The organism is Aeromonas oralensis, assembly GCF_049665575.1.
Taxonomy (GTDB): domain Bacteria; phylum Pseudomonadota; class Gammaproteobacteria; order Enterobacterales; family Aeromonadaceae; genus Aeromonas; species Aeromonas hydrophila.
Genome location: NZ_CP187186.1, coordinates 1,454,848 through 1,473,107, shown reverse-complemented (window position 1 = coordinate 1,473,107; position 18,260 = coordinate 1,454,848). Strand labels below are relative to the sequence as shown.

Sequence of the window (18,260 nt, the reverse complement as noted above, 5' to 3'; positions counted from 1 at the left end):
ACTATGACTGGCGGACAAATAGCAAACGTAGATCTTATCAAGCAGGTCAACAGTGCAGCCGTGTATCGGCTCATCGACCTGCAGGGGCCCATCTCGCGGGTCAAAATTGCCGAGTTGAGTCAGCTGGCCCCTGCCAGCGTGACCAAGATAACCCGGCAACTGATCGAGCATGGCCTGATCAAGGAGACCTCGCCGCAAGCCTCCACCGGCGGACGGCGCGCCATCTCCCTGACCACCATCAAGCATCGCTTTCAGTTTGTGTCCGCCAAGCTCGGCCGCGGCTACCTGCAGCTCGCCCTGTATGACCTCGACGGCAAGGAGCTCGATCAGCACATCACCCAGGTGACCGAGATCGAGCAACAACCGGTGGTCGACATGCTGCTGCGGGAGATCGGTGCCTTCATCGACTCCCAGCAGGATCGCAGCCGCAACCTCATCAGCATCGCGCTGACCATGCCGGGTCTGGTCAATCCGGAATCGGGCATGGTCATCTACACCCCCAAGTACCAGATCCGCAATCTGGCGCTGGCCAAGCTGTTGGAAAACCACTTCAACCTGCCCTGCTACGTGGGCAACGATACCCGCTCGCTGGCACTGGCCGAACACTTCTTCGGCGAGTCCCGCGACTGCATGGACTCCATCCTGGTGAGCGTCCACCAGGGGGCAGGCTCGGGCATCATCACCAAGGGCAAGGTGTTCCTCGGCCAGAACCGCAATGTCGGCGAGATCGGCCACATCCAGGTCGAACCGCTCGGCAAGCGCTGCCACTGCGGCAACTTCGGCTGCCTGGAGACCATCGCCTCCAACGAGGCCATCGTCGACAAGGTGAAGGAGCTCATCAGCCGCGGCCACCTGAGCTCGCTGCAGGAGAAGCACATCACCATCCAGGAGGTGTGCAAGGCGGCCATGGCCGGTGATGAGCTGGCCCGCAGCGTAATTGAGAACGTGGGTGAGCATCTGGGACGGGCAGTTGCCATCACGGTCAACCTGTTCAACCCGCAGAAGGTGCTGATCGCGGGCGAAATCACCGCCGCCGAAGAGATCCTGTTCCCCGCCATCCGCCGCTGTGTGGAGCACCAGTCGCTGCCAAGCTTCCATCGTGGCCTGCCCATCGTGAAGGCGCGCTTCCAGAATCAGCCCACCGTCGGCGGTTTCGCGCTGGTGAAGCGGGCCCTGCTGGAAGGGGATCTGCTCCAGATCATCATGGAGCAGAAGTAGGGCCGAGGCCTTGCGAAATGAGAAACGGCAGCCACTGGCTGCCGTTTTTTATTGATAGATTCTTCGAGCGTAGGTTCGATTAGCCGCGTAGCGGCGTAATCGGACGCGGTGACTCACCCCGCCCGGCACGGTTTGAACAGATCCAGCGTCCCGTCATACACCCGGGTCTGCACATCCATGATGCCGAGCATGGAGTGGAACAAGTTGTCGTGGGAGAAGCGCTTGCTGGCCGCCTCCTGCTGCAGACAGGTCATATCCAGCTGGCGATCGGCCTGCAACTGGGGGGAGAACCAGGTCATCAGCGGCACCCGGGTCTGATCGTCCGGGGCGAACTTGTAGGGGGTGCCGTGCAGGTAGAGCCCCATGGCCCCCAGGGATTCGCCGTGATCCGACAGATAGACCAGCCCCACGTTGTAATCCTGCTCCAGCGTCTTGAGCTTGTCGATGAGACGGGCCACCACCTTGTCGGTGTAACGGATGGTGTTGTCATAGGTGTTGACCAGCTCTTCATTGGTGCAGTTTTCGATGTCGCTGCGCGGGCAATCCGGCACGAAGGTCCGCTCACTGGCGGGATAGCGGCGATAGTAGGTCGGACCGTGGCTGCCCATCAGGTGGAAGGCCACCAGCTTGTTGCCCTTCATCTGCGCGATCTGCCGATCCAGCCCCTCCAGCATCACCTCGTCGTAGCAGGAACCTCCCTGGCAATACTGGGGAAAATCCTTGGCCTCGATCTCGATGGTGGGCACGTTCTTGCACACCCCCTTGCAGCCGCCGTCGTTCTCCTTCCAGAGCACGGAGACGCCGGCGTGCTGCAGCACATCCAGCATGCCGTCGCGGGACTGGGCCAGGGTGTCGTCATAGCCGCGCCGCGTCAGGTTGGAGAACATGCAGGGCACCGAGACCGCGGTGGCGGTGCCACAGGAGCGCACGTTGCGAAACGAGACCATGCCCGATTCCCGCGCGGTGAAGCTGTTGGTGGCCTTGCCGTAACCGTTGAGGGAGTAGTTCTGGCTGCGCGCCGTCTCCCCCACCACCAGAAACATCAGGGTCGGCTTGCCGCCCTGCCCCACCACCCTGGCATCGGTGCCCAGCTGCTGATACGGGATCGGGGTGGCAAACAGGATGTCGGTAGCGTAGCGATAGAGGCCGTGCACATAGTTGGCGGGCACTATCTCCTTGCCGAGGGACTTGTTGTTGCGCCCGACCGAGGCGTAATCCTGGTAATAGAGCGCCGCCACCCCCACCAGAAACAGCAGCGACAGGGCGATGGAGCCGAGCCGCAGGCCCAGCCCCTTATACCAGGGACGGGGATACTCTATCTTCACCCACAGCAGGGCCAGCGCCGGCAGCAGGCCAGTCAGCACGAACCAGAGCAGGATGGAGGCATTGAAGTAGGAGGTCGCCTCCCCCGTGTTGGTCTCGACGATGTTCTGCACCATGCTCACGTCGAAGATGACGCCGTATTTCAGCATGGCGTAACTGACCACGGATCCCATCAGGATCAGCAGCACGAAGAAGGGCTTGAGCAGATAGCGAAAGGTAAAAGGCAGGAACACCGCATTGAGCGCGGCCAGCAGCACGAAGGGGATCGAGAGGGCAAAGCCCGTCTTGACGTGTTCCAGCTTGGTGAGAATGGTGTAAAAGTGCAGGAAAATGGGCCAGTTGAATACCAGTGCAAACAACAGCACCAGCAACAGATTCACCTTCATCACACCCAGGGTGATGCGCATAACGATACTCCGACAAACCAGGCAGGACAGGGGCCACACAGGGCACCTCTTGTTGCAGTCTCGCTTGCCGATCCCTCCTCCCGAGGTGATGGCGGCAAGGGGCAGCGAGGCCCGGACACGGCAGGCAGCTTAAAAAGCCAAACTTAAGGGAAAATTAAGGCGGGCAATGCCATGGCCGGCACGGCCTTCAGGCGTCAGGCGTCAGGCCATCACAAGAAAAACGGCAGCCGAGGCTGCCGTTTTAGCGGGGGCGAACAGAGCATCGCCACCTGGGTGTTCACGAACCGAGTTACAGGGTCGCGGCAACTTCGTCGGAGATGGAGCCGTTGTGGTACACCTCCTGCACGTCGTCCAGATCTTCCAGCATGTCGATGAGGCGCATCAGCTTGGGCGCGGTCTCGGCATCCAGCTCGGCTTCGGTGGACGGGATCATGGTCACTTCGGCGCTCTGGGGCTTGAAGCCGGCGGCTTCCAGACCATCGAGCACGGTGCCGAAATCGTTCGGGGTGGTATACACCTCGATGGAGCCATCCTCTTCGGTCACCACGTCGTCGGCACCGGCTTCCAGGGCGGCATCCATCAGGGCATCTTCATCGACGCCCACGAAGGTCAGCAGCCCTTTCTTGCTGAACAGATAGGCAACAGAGCCATCGGTGCCCAGGTTGCCACCGCACTTGCTGAAGGCGTGACGCACTTCGGCAACGGTACGGTTGCGGTTGTCGGTCAGGCACTCCACCATGACCGCAGAGCCGGCCGGACCGTAACCTTCGTACACGATGGTCTCGAGCTGTTCGCCATCTCCACCGCCGGCGCCACGCTGGATGGCACGGTTGATGGTGTCGCGGGTCATGTTGTTGGTCAGGGCGGCCGTTACCGCAGCACGCAGACGCGGGTTGTTGGCAGGATCAGCATCACCCAGACGCGCGGAGGTAGTGATTTCGCGGATCAGCTTGGTGAAGATCTTGCCGCGCTTGGCGTCTTGCGCCGCCTTGCGGTGTTTGATGTTGGCCCATTTACTGTGACCTGCCATAGGGACTCTCCGTTATTTTTGAATTTCAGTAACACTGGTCATGACTAATGCAAGGGAAAGGCCGCATTGCTGCGGCCTTTACTGCCGGTAACGGCTTATTCATCACCCTTGACGGTGGTCGCAATCGCCAGCTCGCCCAGTTGGGCGGCGTTGGCAAAGCTGGGGGCGTCCGTCATCAGACAGGCGGCCGCCGTGGTTTTCGGGAAGGCAATCACGTCCCGGATGTTTTCAGTACCGGTCAGCAGCATGCTCAGACGGTCCAGGCCGAAGGCCAAGCCGGCGTGCGGCGGGGTACCGTACTTCAGGGCATCCAGCAGGAAGCCAAACTTCAGGCGCTGCTCGGCCGGGGTAATACCCAGGATGTCGAACACGGTGGCCTGCATCTCGCTGTTGTGGATACGGACAGAACCGCCACCCACTTCGTAGCCGTTGATCACCATGTCGTAGGCGTTGGCGTAAGCGCCTACCGGGTTGGCTTTCAGCTGCTCCGGGGTCAGGCCGCTCGGCGCGGTGAACGGGTGGTGCATGGCAGCCAGACCACCTTCGCCATCCTCTTCGAACATCGGGAAGTCGATGACCCACAGCGGCTTCCAGCTGTTCTCCAACAGACCCAGATCGCGGCCCACTTTCAGGCGCAGGGCGCCCATGGCATCGCACACCACCTTCTTGGAGTCGGCACCGAAGAAGATGATGTCGCCGTCAGCTGCACCGGTGCGGGCCAGGATCTCGCGCACGATGGCGTCGGAGAGGAACTTGGCTACCGGGGACTGTACCCCTTCGATGCCGTTGGCGGCTTCGTTGACCTTCATCCAGGCCAGGCCCTTGGCACCGTAGATGCCGACAAACTTGGTGTACTCGTCGATCTGCTTGCGAGAGAGCTCGGCGCCGCCCGGTACTTTCAGGGCTGCCACGCGGCCTTTCGGATCGTTGGCGGGGCCGGCGAACACAGCGAACTCGACCGCAGTCAGCAGATCAGCCACATCGACCAGCTCCATCGGCAGACGCAGGTCCGGCTTGTCGGAGCCGTAGCGACGCATGGCTTCGTCGAAGGTCATGATCGGGAAGTCGCCCAGATCCACGTTCAGGATGTGCAGCCACAGTTTGCGGATCATCTCTTCCATGATTTCACGCACCTGCGGCGCGGTCATGAAGGAGGTCTCCACGTCGATCTGGGTGAATTCCGGCTGGCGGTCGGCACGCAGGTCTTCGTCGCGGAAGCACTTGACGATCTGGTAGTAGCGATCGAACCCGGACATCATCAGCAACTGCTTGAACAGCTGCGGAGATTGCGGCAGGGCGTAGAACTTGCCCTTGTGCACGCGGCTCGGCACCAGGTAGTCGCGGGCCCCTTCCGGGGTGGCCTTGGTCAGCATCGGGGTCTCGATATCGAGGAAGCCGTGCTCGTCCATGAAGCGGCGCACGAAGGCACTGGCCTTGGCGCGGGTCTTCAGGTACTTGGCCATCTCGGGGCGACGCAGATCCAGGTAGCGATACTTGAGGCTCACCTCTTCGCTGTTGACCTGGTTGAAGTCCAGCGGCAGCGGCTCGGCACGGTTGATGATGGTCAGCTCGTGGGCAAACACCTCGATGGCACCGGTGGCCATGTCGCTGTTGCGCTGGGAGTCGGGACGGGTGCGCACCACGCCGGAGACCTGAATGCAGAATTCGCCGCGCAGTTCGGAGGCCAGGGCAAAGGCGTCCGGTTTGTCCGGATCGAAGAACACCTGCACGATCCCTTCCCGGTCGCGCATGTCGATAAAGATGAGGCCGCCCAGATCGCGACGACGATGGACCCAACCGCACAATGTAATGGTCTGCCCTGCATGGGCCTCATTGACCTGTCCGCAATAGATAGAGCGCATGGACTTCTTCCTTCGAATTTGTAGAGAGACGGTTAACCTGGGTCGCCGGGCACGACTGGCAAGCACCGTCTGTCTCACAGCTGGCCAGATCCTGTTCTTGCCCGGTTTGAAATCTGTCTCGTACCGTCCGACCGCCAGGATCGGACACCTGCCGCCGATATCGGCTCGACCAGAGGCGGCTGGCAAGCGGCCGGGGTGTCGGGCGGAGGGCATCGGCAAGCGATTGTTGTTTGGCCGCATCATGGCCGCTGCCGTCGTCACAATATGCGTACAGCGGCGTGAGTCACAACAAATTGGCAAACAAAAGGGCTGGCATTATAGAGGAAAACCCCCATTTGGGTAAAATGGCCAGCAGCCTCCTTTGCCCTGTTTTTTACATCCCGGGGCAAAAAAGGGGGTAAAACGAGATAAACCCGCAGACAGGATCCCTCATGAGCCTCTTTTTGGGCCTGCCACAATGGTCTCACCCGGCCTGGCCAGGTCACTTGCTGGGCGTGGGCGCCAAGCCCGCCGAGCACCTCGCCCACTATGCCCGGGTATTCAACACGGTGGAAGGCAATACCACCTTCTACGCCTCGCCGACCCCCGACACGGTCCGGCGCTGGGCCGATGCGGTGCCCGCCCACTTTCGTTTCAGCTTCAAGTTTCCGCAAACCATCAGCCACCAGAGCGATCTGGTGAGCGCCGACAAGCAAGTGAGCGACTTCATCCGCCTGCTGGAGCCCTTGCATGACAAGCTGGGGCTGCTCAAGCTGCAGTTGCCCGCCCGCTTCGGCCCACAGGGGCTGCCCCGGCTGGCGGCCTTTTTCGAACGGCTGCCACCGGCGTTTCGCTATGCCCTCGAGGTGCGCCACCCCGATTTCTTCGCCAAGGGCGAGGCAGAGCGGCTGTTGAACCGACTGCTGATGGAGAGAGACATTAACCGCATCATGCTCGACAGCCGGCCGCTGTTCTCGGTTCCAGCCACCACGGCAGCCATGATCGATGCCCAGGGCAAGAAGCCGAGGCTGCCGGTGCACCTGCTGGCCACCGCCAATGCACCCGTGGTGCGGCTCATCGGCCTGCCGGATCCGGCCGCCAACCACCCCTTCCTACCAGGCTGGCTCCCCCACTGGCGCCAGTGGCTGGCGGAGGGAAAAGATCTCTACCTCTTTATACATACAGCCGACAACGCACTGTCCCCCGAGCTGGCCCGTCAGGTTGCCCGCCTGCTGGGGGAAGAGATGGCCCCCTGGCCGGGGGAAAACGATCGCGCACACCAAGGCGTGCTGCCCTTTTAGTCAGCCGCCTCACCCCGTCTTCCCTGCCGCGAAAAAAAGCCGTTTTTTTGTGGCTGGACGGGGCTTGGCGTCAAGACAAACGCCGACCTTTCCTCTACACTAGCGCCCCAAGTAAGGACCCGGACCGCCAGCCCAGCACAATCCGATGCAAGCAGGCCTCCGGCGCCATAAACAGGGCCCAGACGCCAGTGCGCTGCAACTCGTTGCCGCTGATGGTGCCGCCCTCAGAAAGGACCAGGATGATGGTCCATTGCGAACGGAACCGGCCCGATGGATCTCAAGGCCCGCCACCCCGTTCGTAAACCGGTGACGACCCGGCCCAGACCGGTGTCACCCAACGATTCAATTGAACAAAACAGTCGGTTCGCGCACCGGCTGTCAGGTTGCGCCAGCATGCATACCAAAGATCAGATTTTTGCCGCCCCTATCGCTCGATTGGGGGATTTTTGCTTTGACGAACAGGTCGTCGATGTCTTCCCCGACATGATCCAGCGCTCGGTGCCGGGTTACAGCAACATCATCTCCGCCATCGGCATGATGGCCGCCCGTTACGCCCAGCCACAGAGTCGGCTCTACGACCTCGGCTGTTCGCTCGGCGCTGCCACCCAGGCGATGCGTCGCCACGTCAGCCAGCCCGGCTGCCACATCACGGCGGTGGATCTCTCCCACCCCATGATCGAGCGCGCCCGCGCCCACCTCTCCGGCTTCAAGTCCGAGGTACCGGTGGAGCTGGTGGAGGCTGACATCTGCGACATCGCCATCGAGAACGCCTCCGTGGTGGTGCTCAACTTCACCCTGCAGTTCGTCGAGCCCGAAAAGCGGGCCGCCCTGATCCAGCGCATCTTTGATGGGCTGCGCCCGGGCGGGATCCTGATCCTGAGCGAAAAATTCCGCTTCGAAGATGCGCCGGTCAACGAGCTGCTCATCGACCTGCACCTCGACTTCAAGCGCGCCAACGGTTACAGCGAGCTGGAAATCAGCCAGAAGCGCACCGCCCTTGAGAACGTGATGCGCACCGACAGCCTGCCGGTGCATCAGACTCGCCTGCGCGACGCCGGCTTCGCCCATCAGGATCTCTGGTTCCAGTGCTTCAACTTCGGCTCCATGATTGCCATCAAATCGAGCGAGCCTGCCCAGCCATGATCGACTTTGCCAACTTCTATCAGCTGATCGCCAAGAATCGGCTGAGCCACTGGCTGCATACCCTGCCCGCCCAGCTGCACGCCTGGCAGCACGACAACCAGCACGGCGATCTGCCGCGCTGGAACCGCGCCCTCAACAAGCTGCCGCAGGTGGCCCCCGGCCACATCGAGCTGCACAGCCGGGTCGAAATCGGCTCGGCCGAGAGCCTTGGCGAAGGGGAGCGCAAGAAGGTCGAGAGCCTGCTGCGCCACTTCATGCCCTGGCGCAAGGGACCGTTCACGGTGCACGGCATCCACATCGATACCGAATGGCGCTCCGACTGGAAGTGGGATCGGGTACTGCCCCACATCAGCCCGCTTGCCGGTCGCTACGTGCTGGACGTGGGCTGCGGTAGCGGTTACCACCTCTGGCGCATGGTGGGTGAAGGAGCCAAGCTGGCAGTCGGCATCGACCCGAGCCCGCTGTTCCTCTGCCAGTTCGAGGCCATCCGCCACTTCGCCGGCAACGACCAGCGCGCCCACCTGCTGCCGCTCGGCATTCAGGAGCTGCCGGAGCTGCGGGCGTTCGACACCGTCTTCTCCATGGGGGTGCTCTATCACCGCAAGTCTCCCATCGAGCACATCGAACAGCTGCGCAACCAGTTGAAAGACGACGGCGAGCTGGTGCTGGAGACCTTGGTGATCGACGGCGGCGTCAACGACGTGCTGGTGCCCACCGATCGCTACGGCAAGATGCGCAACGTCTGGTTCATCCCCTCCAGCGCGGCCCTCAAGCTGTGGGTCGAGCGCTGCGGATTTACCGATGTGCGGATTGTCGACGAGAATATGACCAGCACCGACGAACAGCGTCGTACCGACTGGATGATTAATGAATCCCTGAGTGATTATCTGGATCCAACCAATCCCGCACTCACGGTAGAAGGACACCCGGCACCCAAACGTGCCGTACTGATTGCCAGAAAGGCCAAAGACTAGCCGATGGCGGCTGTGGAAGTTACACTGACCCAATTCCAGGAAGCACAGTTAAATGAATGACATGAAAAGCAAATTAAAAGGAATGACCCTGCTCTCCCTGCTCAGTCTCGGCGGGTGTGTCAGTATGGAGAAAGCGCCCCCTGTACCTACCTTGACGCTGGCCGAGCTTCGCAACGAGATCAATCTGAGCGAGCAGCGCCTGCAAACATCCATGGAACAGCAACAGAAGCAGTATGTGCAGCAACAGCACCTGCTGGTTCAGCTCAACACTGATGTCAACAACATGAAAGAGTCCGTGAACAAAGTCGGCAGCAAGCTCGAATCCCTGCCGCCCGAGCCGCCCAAACCCATGGCGATCCCGACCGAGAAGTGCCAGGCCCCGAGCCAGGGTCACACCGTCGACGGCAAGCTGCTGGTCGGCGAGGCGGAGTGGATCTGGGTTGACGCGGCCAACGACGCCTTCCAGGCACGGGTCGATACCGGTGCCACCACCTCCTCCATCAGCGCCCAGGACATCACCATCTTCGAGCGCAACGGCAAGAACTGGGTGCGCTTCTTCCTGAGCCATCAGGAGATGGACGACAAGATCCAGATTGAAGCGCCGCTGGTGCGCCACGTGCGGGTGCGTCAGGCTTCCGCCGACGATCTCGACCGCCGTCCGGTGGTGCGCCTCGCGGTACGCATCGGCGACATGACCGAGAAGGCCGAATTTACCCTCAAAGACCGCAGCGACATGGCCTTCCCCGTGCTGCTCGGCCGTGAGTTTTTGAAAGACATCGCCGTGGTTGATGTGGCCCGCGAATATATCCAACCCAAACCCAAGCTCAAGGATGTGAAATAATCCATGGTTTCCCGTAAGCCGTTCTATTTGCTGGTAGCCCTGCTGTACATTGTCGGCCTGGGGATGACGTTCTATCACCACATCGCGCTGGACGTACCGCTCACGCCAGGTGAAAAACGCCAGATCTGGTCCATCGAAGCCAAGCTGGAGTTCGAGGCCACCGGCGAGCCGGTGATCGCCTCCCTGGCCATTCCGGGCACCCAGCCCGGTTTCACCCTGATGAACGAGAACGCCGCGAGCCCGGGCTACGGCCTCTCCTTCGTCGAGAAGGATGGCGATGCCCGCGCCGAGTGGTCCATCCGCAGCGCCTCCGGTCGTCAGGAGCTCTACTACCGCGTCGACATGATGGCCGATGCCCATGCCAAACCGGCTGCCAACCCGCTGCCGCCGGCCATCGAGAAGCAGATCGAGAGCGAACCCTACGCCACCGCCATGAAGCAGATCCTGGAACGTGCCCAGGAGCGCTCCGCCGACGGCTATACCCTGACCCGCGAGATCATCAAGGAGATCGAGAAGCAGGAACAGAACGCCGAGCTGCTGAAGAAGCACAAGAGCCGTGCCAACCTGATAGCCGAACTGCTCAACAACGCCGACGTGCCGACCCGTGTCGTGCACGCCCTGAGCCTGGAAGATGGCCGCCGTCGTCAGGAGCTGGTGGATTACCTGCAGGTGTTCAACAGCCCGACCGACTACAAGCTGTTCAACCCGCAGACCGGTGAACAGGGGCGCCCTGCCAACCTGCTGCTGTGGGAATACAACTCCGGCGCCCTGCTGGACGTGACCGGTGGTCACAACTCCCGCGTCAGCTTCTCGATGATCGAACAGGAACAGCCGGTCAGCGTGGCGCTGGCCCAGAAGTTTGAAAAATCGGAGATGATGAACTTCTCCATCCACAGCCTGCCGCTGGAAGAGCAGACCCTGTTCAAGGGCTTGCTGCTGATCCCGATCGGCGTGCTGATGGTGGTGTTCCTGCGGGTACTGGTGGGGATCAAGACCTCGGGCACCTTCATGCCGGTGCTGATCGCGGTCGCCTTCATCCAGACCTCGCTGGTCACCGGTCTCATCGGTTTCCTGCTGATCGTCGGCACCGGTCTGGTGATCCGCTCCTACCTGTCGCGGCTCAACCTGCTGCTGGTCGCCCGAATATCGGCCATCATCATCATGGTGATCTCGATGATCGGCATCTTCTCCGCGTTTGCCTTCAAGCTGGGGCTGACCGACGGCATGAAGATCACCTTCTTCCCGATGATCATCCTCTCCTGGACCATCGAGCGGATGTCCATCCTGTGGGAAGAAGAGGGTCCGAAAGAGGTGTTCCGCCAGGGTGGCGGCTCTCTGCTGGTGGCCGTCATCGCCTATCTGGCCATGGATAACGAACTGATCCGTCACCTCACCTTCAACTTCCTCGGCCTGCAGCTGGTGCTGATGGCGACCGTGCTGTTGATGGGTAACTACACCGGCTACAAGCTGAGCGAACTCAAGCGCTTCAAGCCGCTGGTGGACGAGATCAAATCGGGTGCCACTCCGGGTAAGGACAAGTAACAGATGTGGTTCTGGGAAAAGTACACCACCCCGTGGAGCCTGTCCCAATCAGGCATCCTCGGCATGAACAAGCGCAACCACTCCTACATCAGCCGCTACAATCCGCGCAGCCTCTATCCGCTGGTGGATGACAAGCTGCAGACCAAGCGCATTGCGCTGGATGCCGGCGTCACGGTACCGGAACTGATCGGCACCATTCGTGCCCAGCACGACGTGAGCCGCATCACCGAGCTGGTGAAGGATTGGCCAGGCTTCTGCATCAAGCCGGCGCGCGGCTCCGGCGGCAAGGGGATCCTGGTGATCCTGCGCCAGGAAGAGGGCCTGTTCTACAAGCCCAATGGCAGCGCCTCCAACGGGCAGGATCTGGAACGCCATGTCTCCAACATCCTGGCCGGGCTCTATTCATTGGGCGGCAAGCCCGACGTGGCGCTGGTGGAAGGCCTCATCAACTTCGATGACGTGTTCGACGGCTACTCGTTCGAAGGGGTCCCCGATGCCCGGGTGATCATCTTCAAGGGCTTCCCGGTGATGGCCATGATGCGCCTCTCTACCGCTGCATCCGACGGCAAGGCGAACCTGCACCAGGGCGCCGTGGGGGTGGGTCTGTGCCTGCGTACCGGCCGTGCGCTGCGAGCGGTGCAGTTCGGCAATCCGCTGCGCCACCACCCGGACACAGGCCTCGATCTCTATGAGCTCAAGGTGCCCCACTGGGACACCCTGCTGACCCTGGCGGCCTCCTGCTACGAGATGTCGGGCCTGGGCTACATCGGGACCGACATGGTGCTGGACAAGTTCCGCGGCCCCATGCTGCTGGAGCTCAACGCCCGTCCCGGTCTTGCCATCCAGATCGCCAACGGCCGTGGTCTGGTGCCCAACCTCAAGACCATCGAGAAGCTGGGCCAGGTGAAGATGAACGTGGAGCAGCGGGTCAACTTCGCCAAGGATCACTTCGGTATCTTTGACGAGTAGTCCGGCCACCCATGACAAAAGCGCGCCAAAGGGCGCGCTTTTTTATGCCTGCCGTTTATCGGCAATCTGCCGGCAACAGCAATCCTGCTGAGCAAGGGTTGCTGGACAAGGGTTTCTGGACAAAGGTTGCTGGACACCGTTGCGAAACGAGAGTGTTGAATCACGGCCATAAAAAAACCGATGCCTGGGCATCGGTTTTTCACTATCCGGTTTGCTGACCCGATTACAGGGAAGCGGCGTTCTCGGACAGGTACTTGGCAACGCCATCCGGAGAGGCTGTCATGCCTTTTTTGCCTTTCTCCCACTGAGCCGGGCACACTTCGCCGTGCTCTTCGTGGAACTGCAGGGCGTCGACCATGCGCAGCATCTCGTCGATGTTGCGGCCCAGCGGCAGATCGTTGACAACCTGGTGACGAACGACACCGTTCTTGTCGATCAGGAAGGAGCCACGGAATGCAACGCCGGCTTCCGGGTGCTCGACGTCATAGGCTTTGCAGATCTCGTGCTTGATGTCGGCAACCAGCGGGTACTTGACCGGGCCGATGCCGCCGTCTTCGATCTTGGTGTTGCGCCAGGCGTTGTGGGAGAACTCGGAGTCGATGGAAACACCGATCACTTCCACGCCACGCTTGTTGAACTCTTCCAGACGGTGATCGAAGGCAATCAGCTCGGACGGGCAGACGAAGGTGAAATCGAGCGGATAGAAGAACAGGACGGCTGCCTTGCCCTTGATGTGGGATGCCAGGTTGAAGGAGTCAACGATCTGGCCATTGCCCAGAACGGCAGCAGCGGTGAAATCGGGTGCGGGACGGCCTACCAATACCATATTCAATTCCTCTTTATGTGAAGTGAACAATCCTGTCAGGATCAGGCTACCTAGAGCCAAGTCCGTCTAATTAAAGCGACAAACTATAGCCCCGATGGTAGATTAGTTAAATCAAATTAAATAGATAGCATTAATCGGGTTTTCCTATGCAACGTTGGCCCAGCCTGAAACAACTGCAATATCTGGTTGCTCTCGACGAGCACAAGAACTTCAACCGCGCCGCCAAGGCCTGTCATGTCAGCCAGTCGACCCTGAGTACCGGGATCCAGACGCTGGAGGACATGATGAACCTGCAACTGGTGGAACGGGACCACAAGAGCTTCATTATGACCCCGGTCGGCATGGAAATCGTCGAGCGAGCTCGCAATTTGCTCTCCGATGCGCGGGATCTGATGGAACTCGGTCAGCATCAAGGGGGGTCATGCACGGCACGGTACGCCTGGGCTGCATTCCCACCATCGCCCCCTTCCTGCTAAGCAAGCTGCTGCAGGTGTGCGGCAAGACCTATCCTGAGCTGGAATTGTTGCTGCGTGAAGACACCACCACCAACCTGCTCAAGCAGCTGGAGCAGGGTCAGCTCGACCTGCTGATCCTGGCGCTGCCGGTGGAGATCGGCGGCTTTCACTGCAAGACGGTCGGCCAGGATCCCTTCCACATGGTGATGCCCGCCAGCATGGCGGCCAGCCTGCACACCCCGTTCGACTACAAGGAGCTGCCCAACCAGAGCATCTTCCTGCTGGAACGGGAGCACTGCCTCACCGAACACGCGGTGAGCGCCTGCCGGCTGCGGGACAAGAGCAAGATCAACCCGTTTGCCGCCACCAGCCTGCACACCCTGGTGCAGATGGTCGGCGCCGGGCTCGGCACCACCTTCCTGCCGCAGATGGCCATCAATGCCGGCATCCTCGACAACACGGATCTGGTGGCCATCCCGCTGCCGGGAGAACATCCCTACCGTGAGATAGGGCTGGTGTGGCGCCCCAGCACCACCCGAGTGCAGACCTTCTACAAGCTGGCGGAGCTGCTCGCCCCGCTCATCGAGAACAAGGCCTGATCCACCATCCGTAAAAACGCCGGCACTTGCCGGCGTTGTTATCTTGGGCGCAAGGCCCTGCTCTGTCAGTGGCTGGCCGGTGGCCCGAAGATGCGGGTGTAGGAGGTCAGGGTCCGTACGCTCACATTCTGCGGATTGCCGTTCTCGTCGTAGAGCCCCAGCGCCCCGCTCTGCTTGTCATGACCCAGCAGTTGGTGGGCACTCAGGTTGCTGAGCGCATCGCTGTCCGCTTTCCACTCCCAGCGCTGACCCAGGCTCAGGCTGCAGCTCTGCAGCTGGCCGAGGTTGTTGCCGTCAAGGCAGCGGCGGGTATCCTGCGCGCTGACATAGCGGCCGTACTGGTCATAGATGAAGGACTGGGCAGCCGAGGTCTCGTCACAGGTCACCGCGCTCAGACCATGGTTGGCATCCGCGCTCAGGCAGCGGTTGTCAAAGCCCCCCAGCTGCAGGTTGACCGGGCGACCGCCGGTAAACACCGGGTGGTTCCAGTCCACCTTGAAGCTGGTGGACGCCGTCACCCGTCTGCGCTTGTCGGTATCTTCGAAGCCCTGGAAGGAGACATGGGCCCCCACCACGTAGTAGTGCTTGTAGATACCGGTATAGATGGGACGGATGTTGACCGAGGAGTCGATCTTGAACTCGGTGCTGCCCGTCTCGTCCGGTGCCGCCTTGTAGATGACATCCAGATTCGGCACGAACCCCTTGTAACTGAGCGGCTGGATGCGGTTGTGATCCACGTCGTAGCCCATGCCCCAGACAGTGGCCGTCTTGGAGGAGAGCAGGGACTCCGCGGTCGCGTACTGATCGCGCACCCAGCTGAAACTCACCTTCTGGGCGCTCGGCGCCGAGCGTTCAACCCGGTAATCCTGGGTGTTGTAGGCGAGCTGGCGCTGCTGGCTGAACTTGGCCGACGCCTCCAGCTTGGCCTTGGGCCCATCCTTGTTCACCTCGACCCCGCCGGTGACCCCCACCTCGAAACCCGAGATCTCGCGATGCTCGTACTTGCTGTTGAGGTTGGTCGGCAGGCTCTTGAGCACCGCAGCCTTGGTGTTGGACGCCTCGATGCTGAAGCGGTAATCCTGGGCGATGGCATCGGTGGCATAGTCGCGGGCCCAGCCGTCCAGCAGCAGATAGTCCGCAATGTTCTCGCTCCAGCTCAGATCCTCGTTGAGCTGGATACCGGCACCGGCCCGACTCTTCGTCCAGCGAGATCCGCACTATCTTGGCATCCGGCGTGGCGGAGCCGGTGTTGCCAAATTGCAGGGAGCGCTCCAGGTTGACCCGGTAAACCAGCGAGATGTTCGGCGAATCGCAGAACAGCCGGTCGCCCCGGCTCCAGGTGCGCGAGCGCGGGAAGGTACACTCGGCATCGCTGATCTTGCGGTTGACGTTGAGGTAGAAGGCCACGTGGGGCAGACCGGCCTCGGCGGCGGGCGGCTGGGTCAGCGAGCGCTTGTGGCGCTTGCCCTGCCCTTCCAGGCTCTCGACCCGCTCCATCACCTGATAGAAGGCCGGGTCATCGACGCCCCCCAGCGGGGTGAACAGCAGCTCCCCCTTGTAGCCTGACACCAGCACCCAGTCTGCATCAAAAGAGATGCCGGCCAGCTGCTCCATGGCTTTTCTGGCTTGCTGTCGCTCATTCTTGTCGGTGACGGCGCTGAAATCGATGAACAGACGCTCGCCCCGTTCCAGCACCCGCTCGCGCAGCTGATCCCGGGTCATGAGCGGCGTCGCCCCCTGCCCCTTCAGCCAGACGTCGGCATTGAGGTAAATCAGACCCTGTTCGGATTGCAGGCTGGCCAGCATGGCGGTGCCCTGGTCGGTACGTTCGCCAATATCTTCGGCATGCACGCTGCCTGCCAACAAGGCCAGCGCGAGCAGACTGAGAGTGGGGGCTTGCGTGATGAATTTGCGTGGTTTTTTGTTTTTCATAGTTATCTCCTTGTCGAATCACGCCAAGCTATTTAAACAATGAACGAATATGGCATAACCATATTATTCACGGTTATATTCCGGGGCGTTATTCTACTTGCCTGTCATGACATTCATTATTCTCGCCGTGAATTAACAGCGTTGCGGTGAATGCATTTATTGCTGACAGAACAAGGATCGCGATGCGATCTAAGGTGAATGATTCGGCATGCGCCGAGGCTATTACACGGGAGTCGCGCGCTGATGGCAATCTTCCCTCAAGGTCGCCTGATTGCGCCTTGCATCTCGCACTGTGCCCGTTGGCTTGGCGGTAGCGCCCATCGGCCTGAACGATGGTGCGACAGCCTGATGCCGCAGGCCTCCAGGTGCGAGGGAACACTCACTGCTATGGACCGGATATCATGGGATGGCCCTCCTCTGTCTGGTGATATTGTCAGCCGACGCCAGTCATTGGCCGAATATTATTATGTGAACCAGTTGCGGGAATATACCCAGAGATATCTTGTGGTGCTGCCATCATATTGGCGGTGAAAATGGCGGGGTCCCTTGCCATTTATTTGATGGCGCCATCATAACGAATTAACCCTGAGACAGAACGTGACACAGATCACGAGGCGGTGTCAACAAGGTTAATTATTATTTCATGCCAAGGTTGATTGGAATAACTACTTTAATATTGAAATGCTCATTCAAGATAATCGGCAAATATTATTCAAATGAATACAAATAATATTATAACCCTCTGCATTTGCGCCTCTTTTGAGATAGCCAGAGGCTGTTTCTTGCAAGCAAGGCTATGTTCGAGCCCCGAACCCCGTTTATGATGGAGACGTTGTCGTCTCGAAGGAGCCCCCATGGATTGCAAATGGCTGCTACCCCTGCTGACCCTGTTGCTGGCCGCCTGTTCCAGCACACCCGAGCCTGCCCCGCCGCGCCAGCAGAGCAGCGCCTTTGAAGGCTTCTATCAGCAGTGGCGCGGCGTACCCTATCGCATGGGCGGTTCGGATCGGGCCGGCCTCGACTGCTCCGCCTTTACCCAGCTTGCCTACCAGCAGGTGATGGGCTTCAACCTGCCCAGAACCACCGAATCCCAGGCCAACCTGGGCAGGCCGGTCGATCGCTACCGGCTGCAGCACGGCGATCTGGTCTTCTTCAAGACCGGCTGGCAGCAATACCACGTCGGTGTCTATACCGGCGGCGGGGAGTTCATCCACGCCTCCACCAGCAAGGGGGTGATCCGCTCACGCCTCGACAACGTCTACTGGAACAGTCGCTACTGGCAGGCGCGCCGCCTCACCCAGTGACCGCCATAAAACAACAGGGCCCGCGACGGGCCCTGTTGTTGATTCAACGGATGGCTCAGTGTTTGCGATGCCAGCGCGGCGAGGTGGCCCGCTCACCCCAGGGGGTCACGCAGGGCAACAGCGCCCCCTCGATCACCTTGTCGCTGCCGGCCAGGGCCTCGGCAATCTTCTCATGCAGCACCCGCAGCAGGCGCCCCTCCTGTTCGGCCAGGGAGTGGCCCGCGGCAAAAAACTCGCGCTGATGCTGCAGCGCCAGCTTCTGGGCAAATTCATAGGTGTTGAAGCAATCCGGCATCCGCTCGACCACATCTTCCAGGCGGGCCAACAAGCTGTTCAGTTCCCTGGTCATAACTCTTTCTCCTTGTCGGTTGATAGCCAAAAACTACCCCTTATTGGATAATTCACCAACCCCAAATCCACGAAAGTGTGGAGGCCAGCACAGTCGCCGGGTGAGTCATCCGCGCCCCATCCTAAGCCAACGGGCAAAACTTTACAGCCAGTTAACAAGACGCTAGATTTAGACCGACCAATCAGTCGGTCCCTAACCAGCGGGGT

13 protein-coding genes and 2 pseudogenes are annotated in these 18,260 nt (G+C 60.7%); 9 read left to right on the top strand and 6 right to left on the bottom strand.

Annotation, left to right across the window (positions count from 1 at the left end; all coding sequences use genetic code 11):
- The first annotated feature begins 3 nt into the window (after positions 1-3).
- Positions 4-1,218: a DNA-binding transcriptional regulator NagC gene (gene nagC, locus ACPDZI_RS07125; protein ID WP_016350209.1), complete on the top strand. Its 1,215-nt coding sequence runs from the start codon at positions 4-6 to the stop codon at positions 1,216-1,218.
- Positions 1,219-1,331: 113 nt separating this feature from the next.
- Here nagC and ACPDZI_RS07120 read toward each other — a convergent pair whose 3' ends face one another.
- The 3 genes from ACPDZI_RS07120 to aspS all read right to left on the bottom strand — a co-directional run bounded on the left by ACPDZI_RS07120 (position 1,332) and on the right by aspS (position 5,840).
- A complete protein-coding gene (locus tag ACPDZI_RS07120; protein WP_438834260.1) occupies positions 1,332-2,948 on the bottom strand; it encodes a phosphoethanolamine transferase in 1,617 nt (538 codons plus the stop codon).
- 289 nt (positions 2,949-3,237) lie between these two features.
- Entirely contained in the window at positions 3,238-3,978 is a 741-nt protein-coding gene (locus ACPDZI_RS07115) for a YebC/PmpR family DNA-binding transcriptional regulator (protein WP_076361304.1), read from the bottom strand.
- 95 nt (positions 3,979-4,073) lie between these two features.
- A complete protein-coding gene (gene aspS, locus ACPDZI_RS07110) occupies positions 4,074-5,840 on the bottom strand; it encodes an aspartate--tRNA ligase (RefSeq protein WP_319866511.1) in 1,767 nt (588 codons plus the stop codon).
- 431 nt (positions 5,841-6,271) lie between these two features.
- On the opposite strand from aspS, the gene ACPDZI_RS07105 reads away from it, so the two are divergent.
- The 6 genes from ACPDZI_RS07105 to ACPDZI_RS07080 all read left to right on the top strand — a co-directional run bounded on the left by ACPDZI_RS07105 (position 6,272) and on the right by ACPDZI_RS07080 (position 12,589).
- Complete coding sequence (locus tag ACPDZI_RS07105) at positions 6,272-7,120, top strand: DUF72 domain-containing protein (RefSeq protein WP_438834259.1); 849 nt, start codon at positions 6,272-6,274, stop codon at positions 7,118-7,120.
- Between the two features lie 393 nt (positions 7,121-7,513).
- Positions 7,514-8,263 carry a carboxy-S-adenosyl-L-methionine synthase CmoA gene (gene cmoA, locus ACPDZI_RS07100; protein ID WP_438834258.1) on the top strand — a complete coding sequence of 250 codons (750 nt, stop codon included), beginning with the start codon at positions 7,514-7,516 and terminating at the stop codon, positions 8,261-8,263.
- Complete coding sequence (cmoB, locus tag ACPDZI_RS07095) at positions 8,260-9,237, top strand: tRNA 5-methoxyuridine(34)/uridine 5-oxyacetic acid(34) synthase CmoB (protein ID WP_041216623.1); 978 nt, start codon at positions 8,260-8,262, stop codon at positions 9,235-9,237. The genes cmoA and cmoB overlap by 4 nt, the downstream gene beginning before the upstream one ends.
- Before the next feature lie 82 nt (positions 9,238-9,319).
- Entirely contained in the window at positions 9,320-10,078 is a 759-nt protein-coding gene (locus ACPDZI_RS07090) for an ATP-dependent zinc protease family protein (protein WP_016350202.1), read from the top strand.
- Positions 10,079-10,081: 3 nt separating this feature from the next.
- Positions 10,082-11,620 (top strand): inactive transglutaminase family protein, encoded by a 1,539-nt coding sequence (locus ACPDZI_RS07085; RefSeq protein WP_011705413.1) that lies wholly within the window; start codon positions 10,082-10,084, stop codon positions 11,618-11,620.
- A gap of 3 nt (positions 11,621-11,623) precedes the next feature.
- The gene (locus tag ACPDZI_RS07080) at positions 11,624-12,589 is read left to right on the top strand and encodes an alpha-L-glutamate ligase-like protein (protein WP_011705412.1); all 966 of its coding nucleotides are present in this window, start codon (positions 11,624-11,626) and stop codon (positions 12,587-12,589) included.
- Positions 12,590-12,812: 223 nt separating this feature from the next.
- Here the strand turns inward: ACPDZI_RS07080 and ACPDZI_RS07075 are convergent, their stop codons facing one another.
- Entirely contained in the window at positions 12,813-13,415 is a 603-nt protein-coding gene (locus tag ACPDZI_RS07075) for a peroxiredoxin C (protein WP_005299113.1), read from the bottom strand.
- A gap of 146 nt (positions 13,416-13,561) precedes the next feature.
- Here ACPDZI_RS07075 and ACPDZI_RS07070 point away from each other — a divergent pair.
- Positions 13,562-14,469: pseudogene (locus ACPDZI_RS07070) on the top strand (hydrogen peroxide-inducible genes activator).
- A gap of 65 nt (positions 14,470-14,534) precedes the next feature.
- Here ACPDZI_RS07070 and ahh1 read toward each other — a convergent pair.
- Positions 14,535-16,401, bottom strand: a pseudogene (gene ahh1, locus ACPDZI_RS07065) (hemolysin Ahh1).
- A gap of 854 nt (positions 16,402-17,255) precedes the next feature.
- Between ahh1 and ACPDZI_RS07060 the strand changes: the two are divergent.
- Positions 17,256-17,705, top strand: coding sequence for a C40 family peptidase (locus ACPDZI_RS07060; RefSeq protein ID WP_168965793.1), 450 nt, complete (start codon positions 17,256-17,258; stop codon positions 17,703-17,705).
- Between the two features lie 55 nt (positions 17,706-17,760).
- On the opposite strand, the gene ACPDZI_RS07055 is transcribed toward ACPDZI_RS07060, so the two are convergent.
- Complete coding sequence (locus tag ACPDZI_RS07055; protein WP_005299095.1) at positions 17,761-18,054, bottom strand: hypothetical protein; 294 nt, start codon at positions 18,052-18,054, stop codon at positions 17,761-17,763.
- Between the last annotated feature and the right edge of the window lie 206 nt (positions 18,055-18,260).

Excerpts from the sequence above, each read along its gene's own strand:
- nagC (WP_016350209.1), top strand. The coding sequence starts at position 4 with ATGACTGGCGGACAAATAGCAAACGTAGATCTTATCAAGCAGGTCAAC.
- ACPDZI_RS07120 (WP_438834260.1), bottom strand. The coding sequence starts at position 2,948 with ATGCGCATCACCCTGGGTGTGATGAAGGTGAATCTGTTGCTGGTGCTG.
- ACPDZI_RS07115 (WP_076361304.1), bottom strand. The coding sequence starts at position 3,978 with ATGGCAGGTCACAGTAAATGGGCCAACATCAAACACCGCAAGGCGGCG.
- aspS (WP_319866511.1), bottom strand. The coding sequence starts at position 5,840 with ATGCGCTCTATCTATTGCGGACAGGTCAATGAGGCCCATGCAGGGCAG.
- ACPDZI_RS07105 (WP_438834259.1), top strand. The coding sequence starts at position 6,272 with ATGAGCCTCTTTTTGGGCCTGCCACAATGGTCTCACCCGGCCTGGCCA.
- cmoA (WP_438834258.1), top strand. The coding sequence starts at position 7,514 with ATGCATACCAAAGATCAGATTTTTGCCGCCCCTATCGCTCGATTGGGG.
- cmoB (WP_041216623.1), top strand. The coding sequence starts at position 8,260 with ATGATCGACTTTGCCAACTTCTATCAGCTGATCGCCAAGAATCGGCTG.
- ACPDZI_RS07090 (WP_016350202.1), top strand. The coding sequence starts at position 9,320 with ATGACCCTGCTCTCCCTGCTCAGTCTCGGCGGGTGTGTCAGTATGGAG.
- ACPDZI_RS07085 (WP_011705413.1), top strand. The coding sequence starts at position 10,082 with ATGGTTTCCCGTAAGCCGTTCTATTTGCTGGTAGCCCTGCTGTACATT.
- ACPDZI_RS07080 (WP_011705412.1), top strand. The coding sequence starts at position 11,624 with ATGTGGTTCTGGGAAAAGTACACCACCCCGTGGAGCCTGTCCCAATCA.
- ACPDZI_RS07075 (WP_005299113.1), bottom strand. The coding sequence starts at position 13,415 with ATGGTATTGGTAGGCCGTCCCGCACCCGATTTCACCGCTGCTGCCGTT.
- ACPDZI_RS07060 (WP_168965793.1), top strand. The coding sequence starts at position 17,256 with ATGGATTGCAAATGGCTGCTACCCCTGCTGACCCTGTTGCTGGCCGCC.
- ACPDZI_RS07055 (WP_005299095.1), bottom strand. The coding sequence starts at position 18,054 with ATGACCAGGGAACTGAACAGCTTGTTGGCCCGCCTGGAAGATGTGGTC.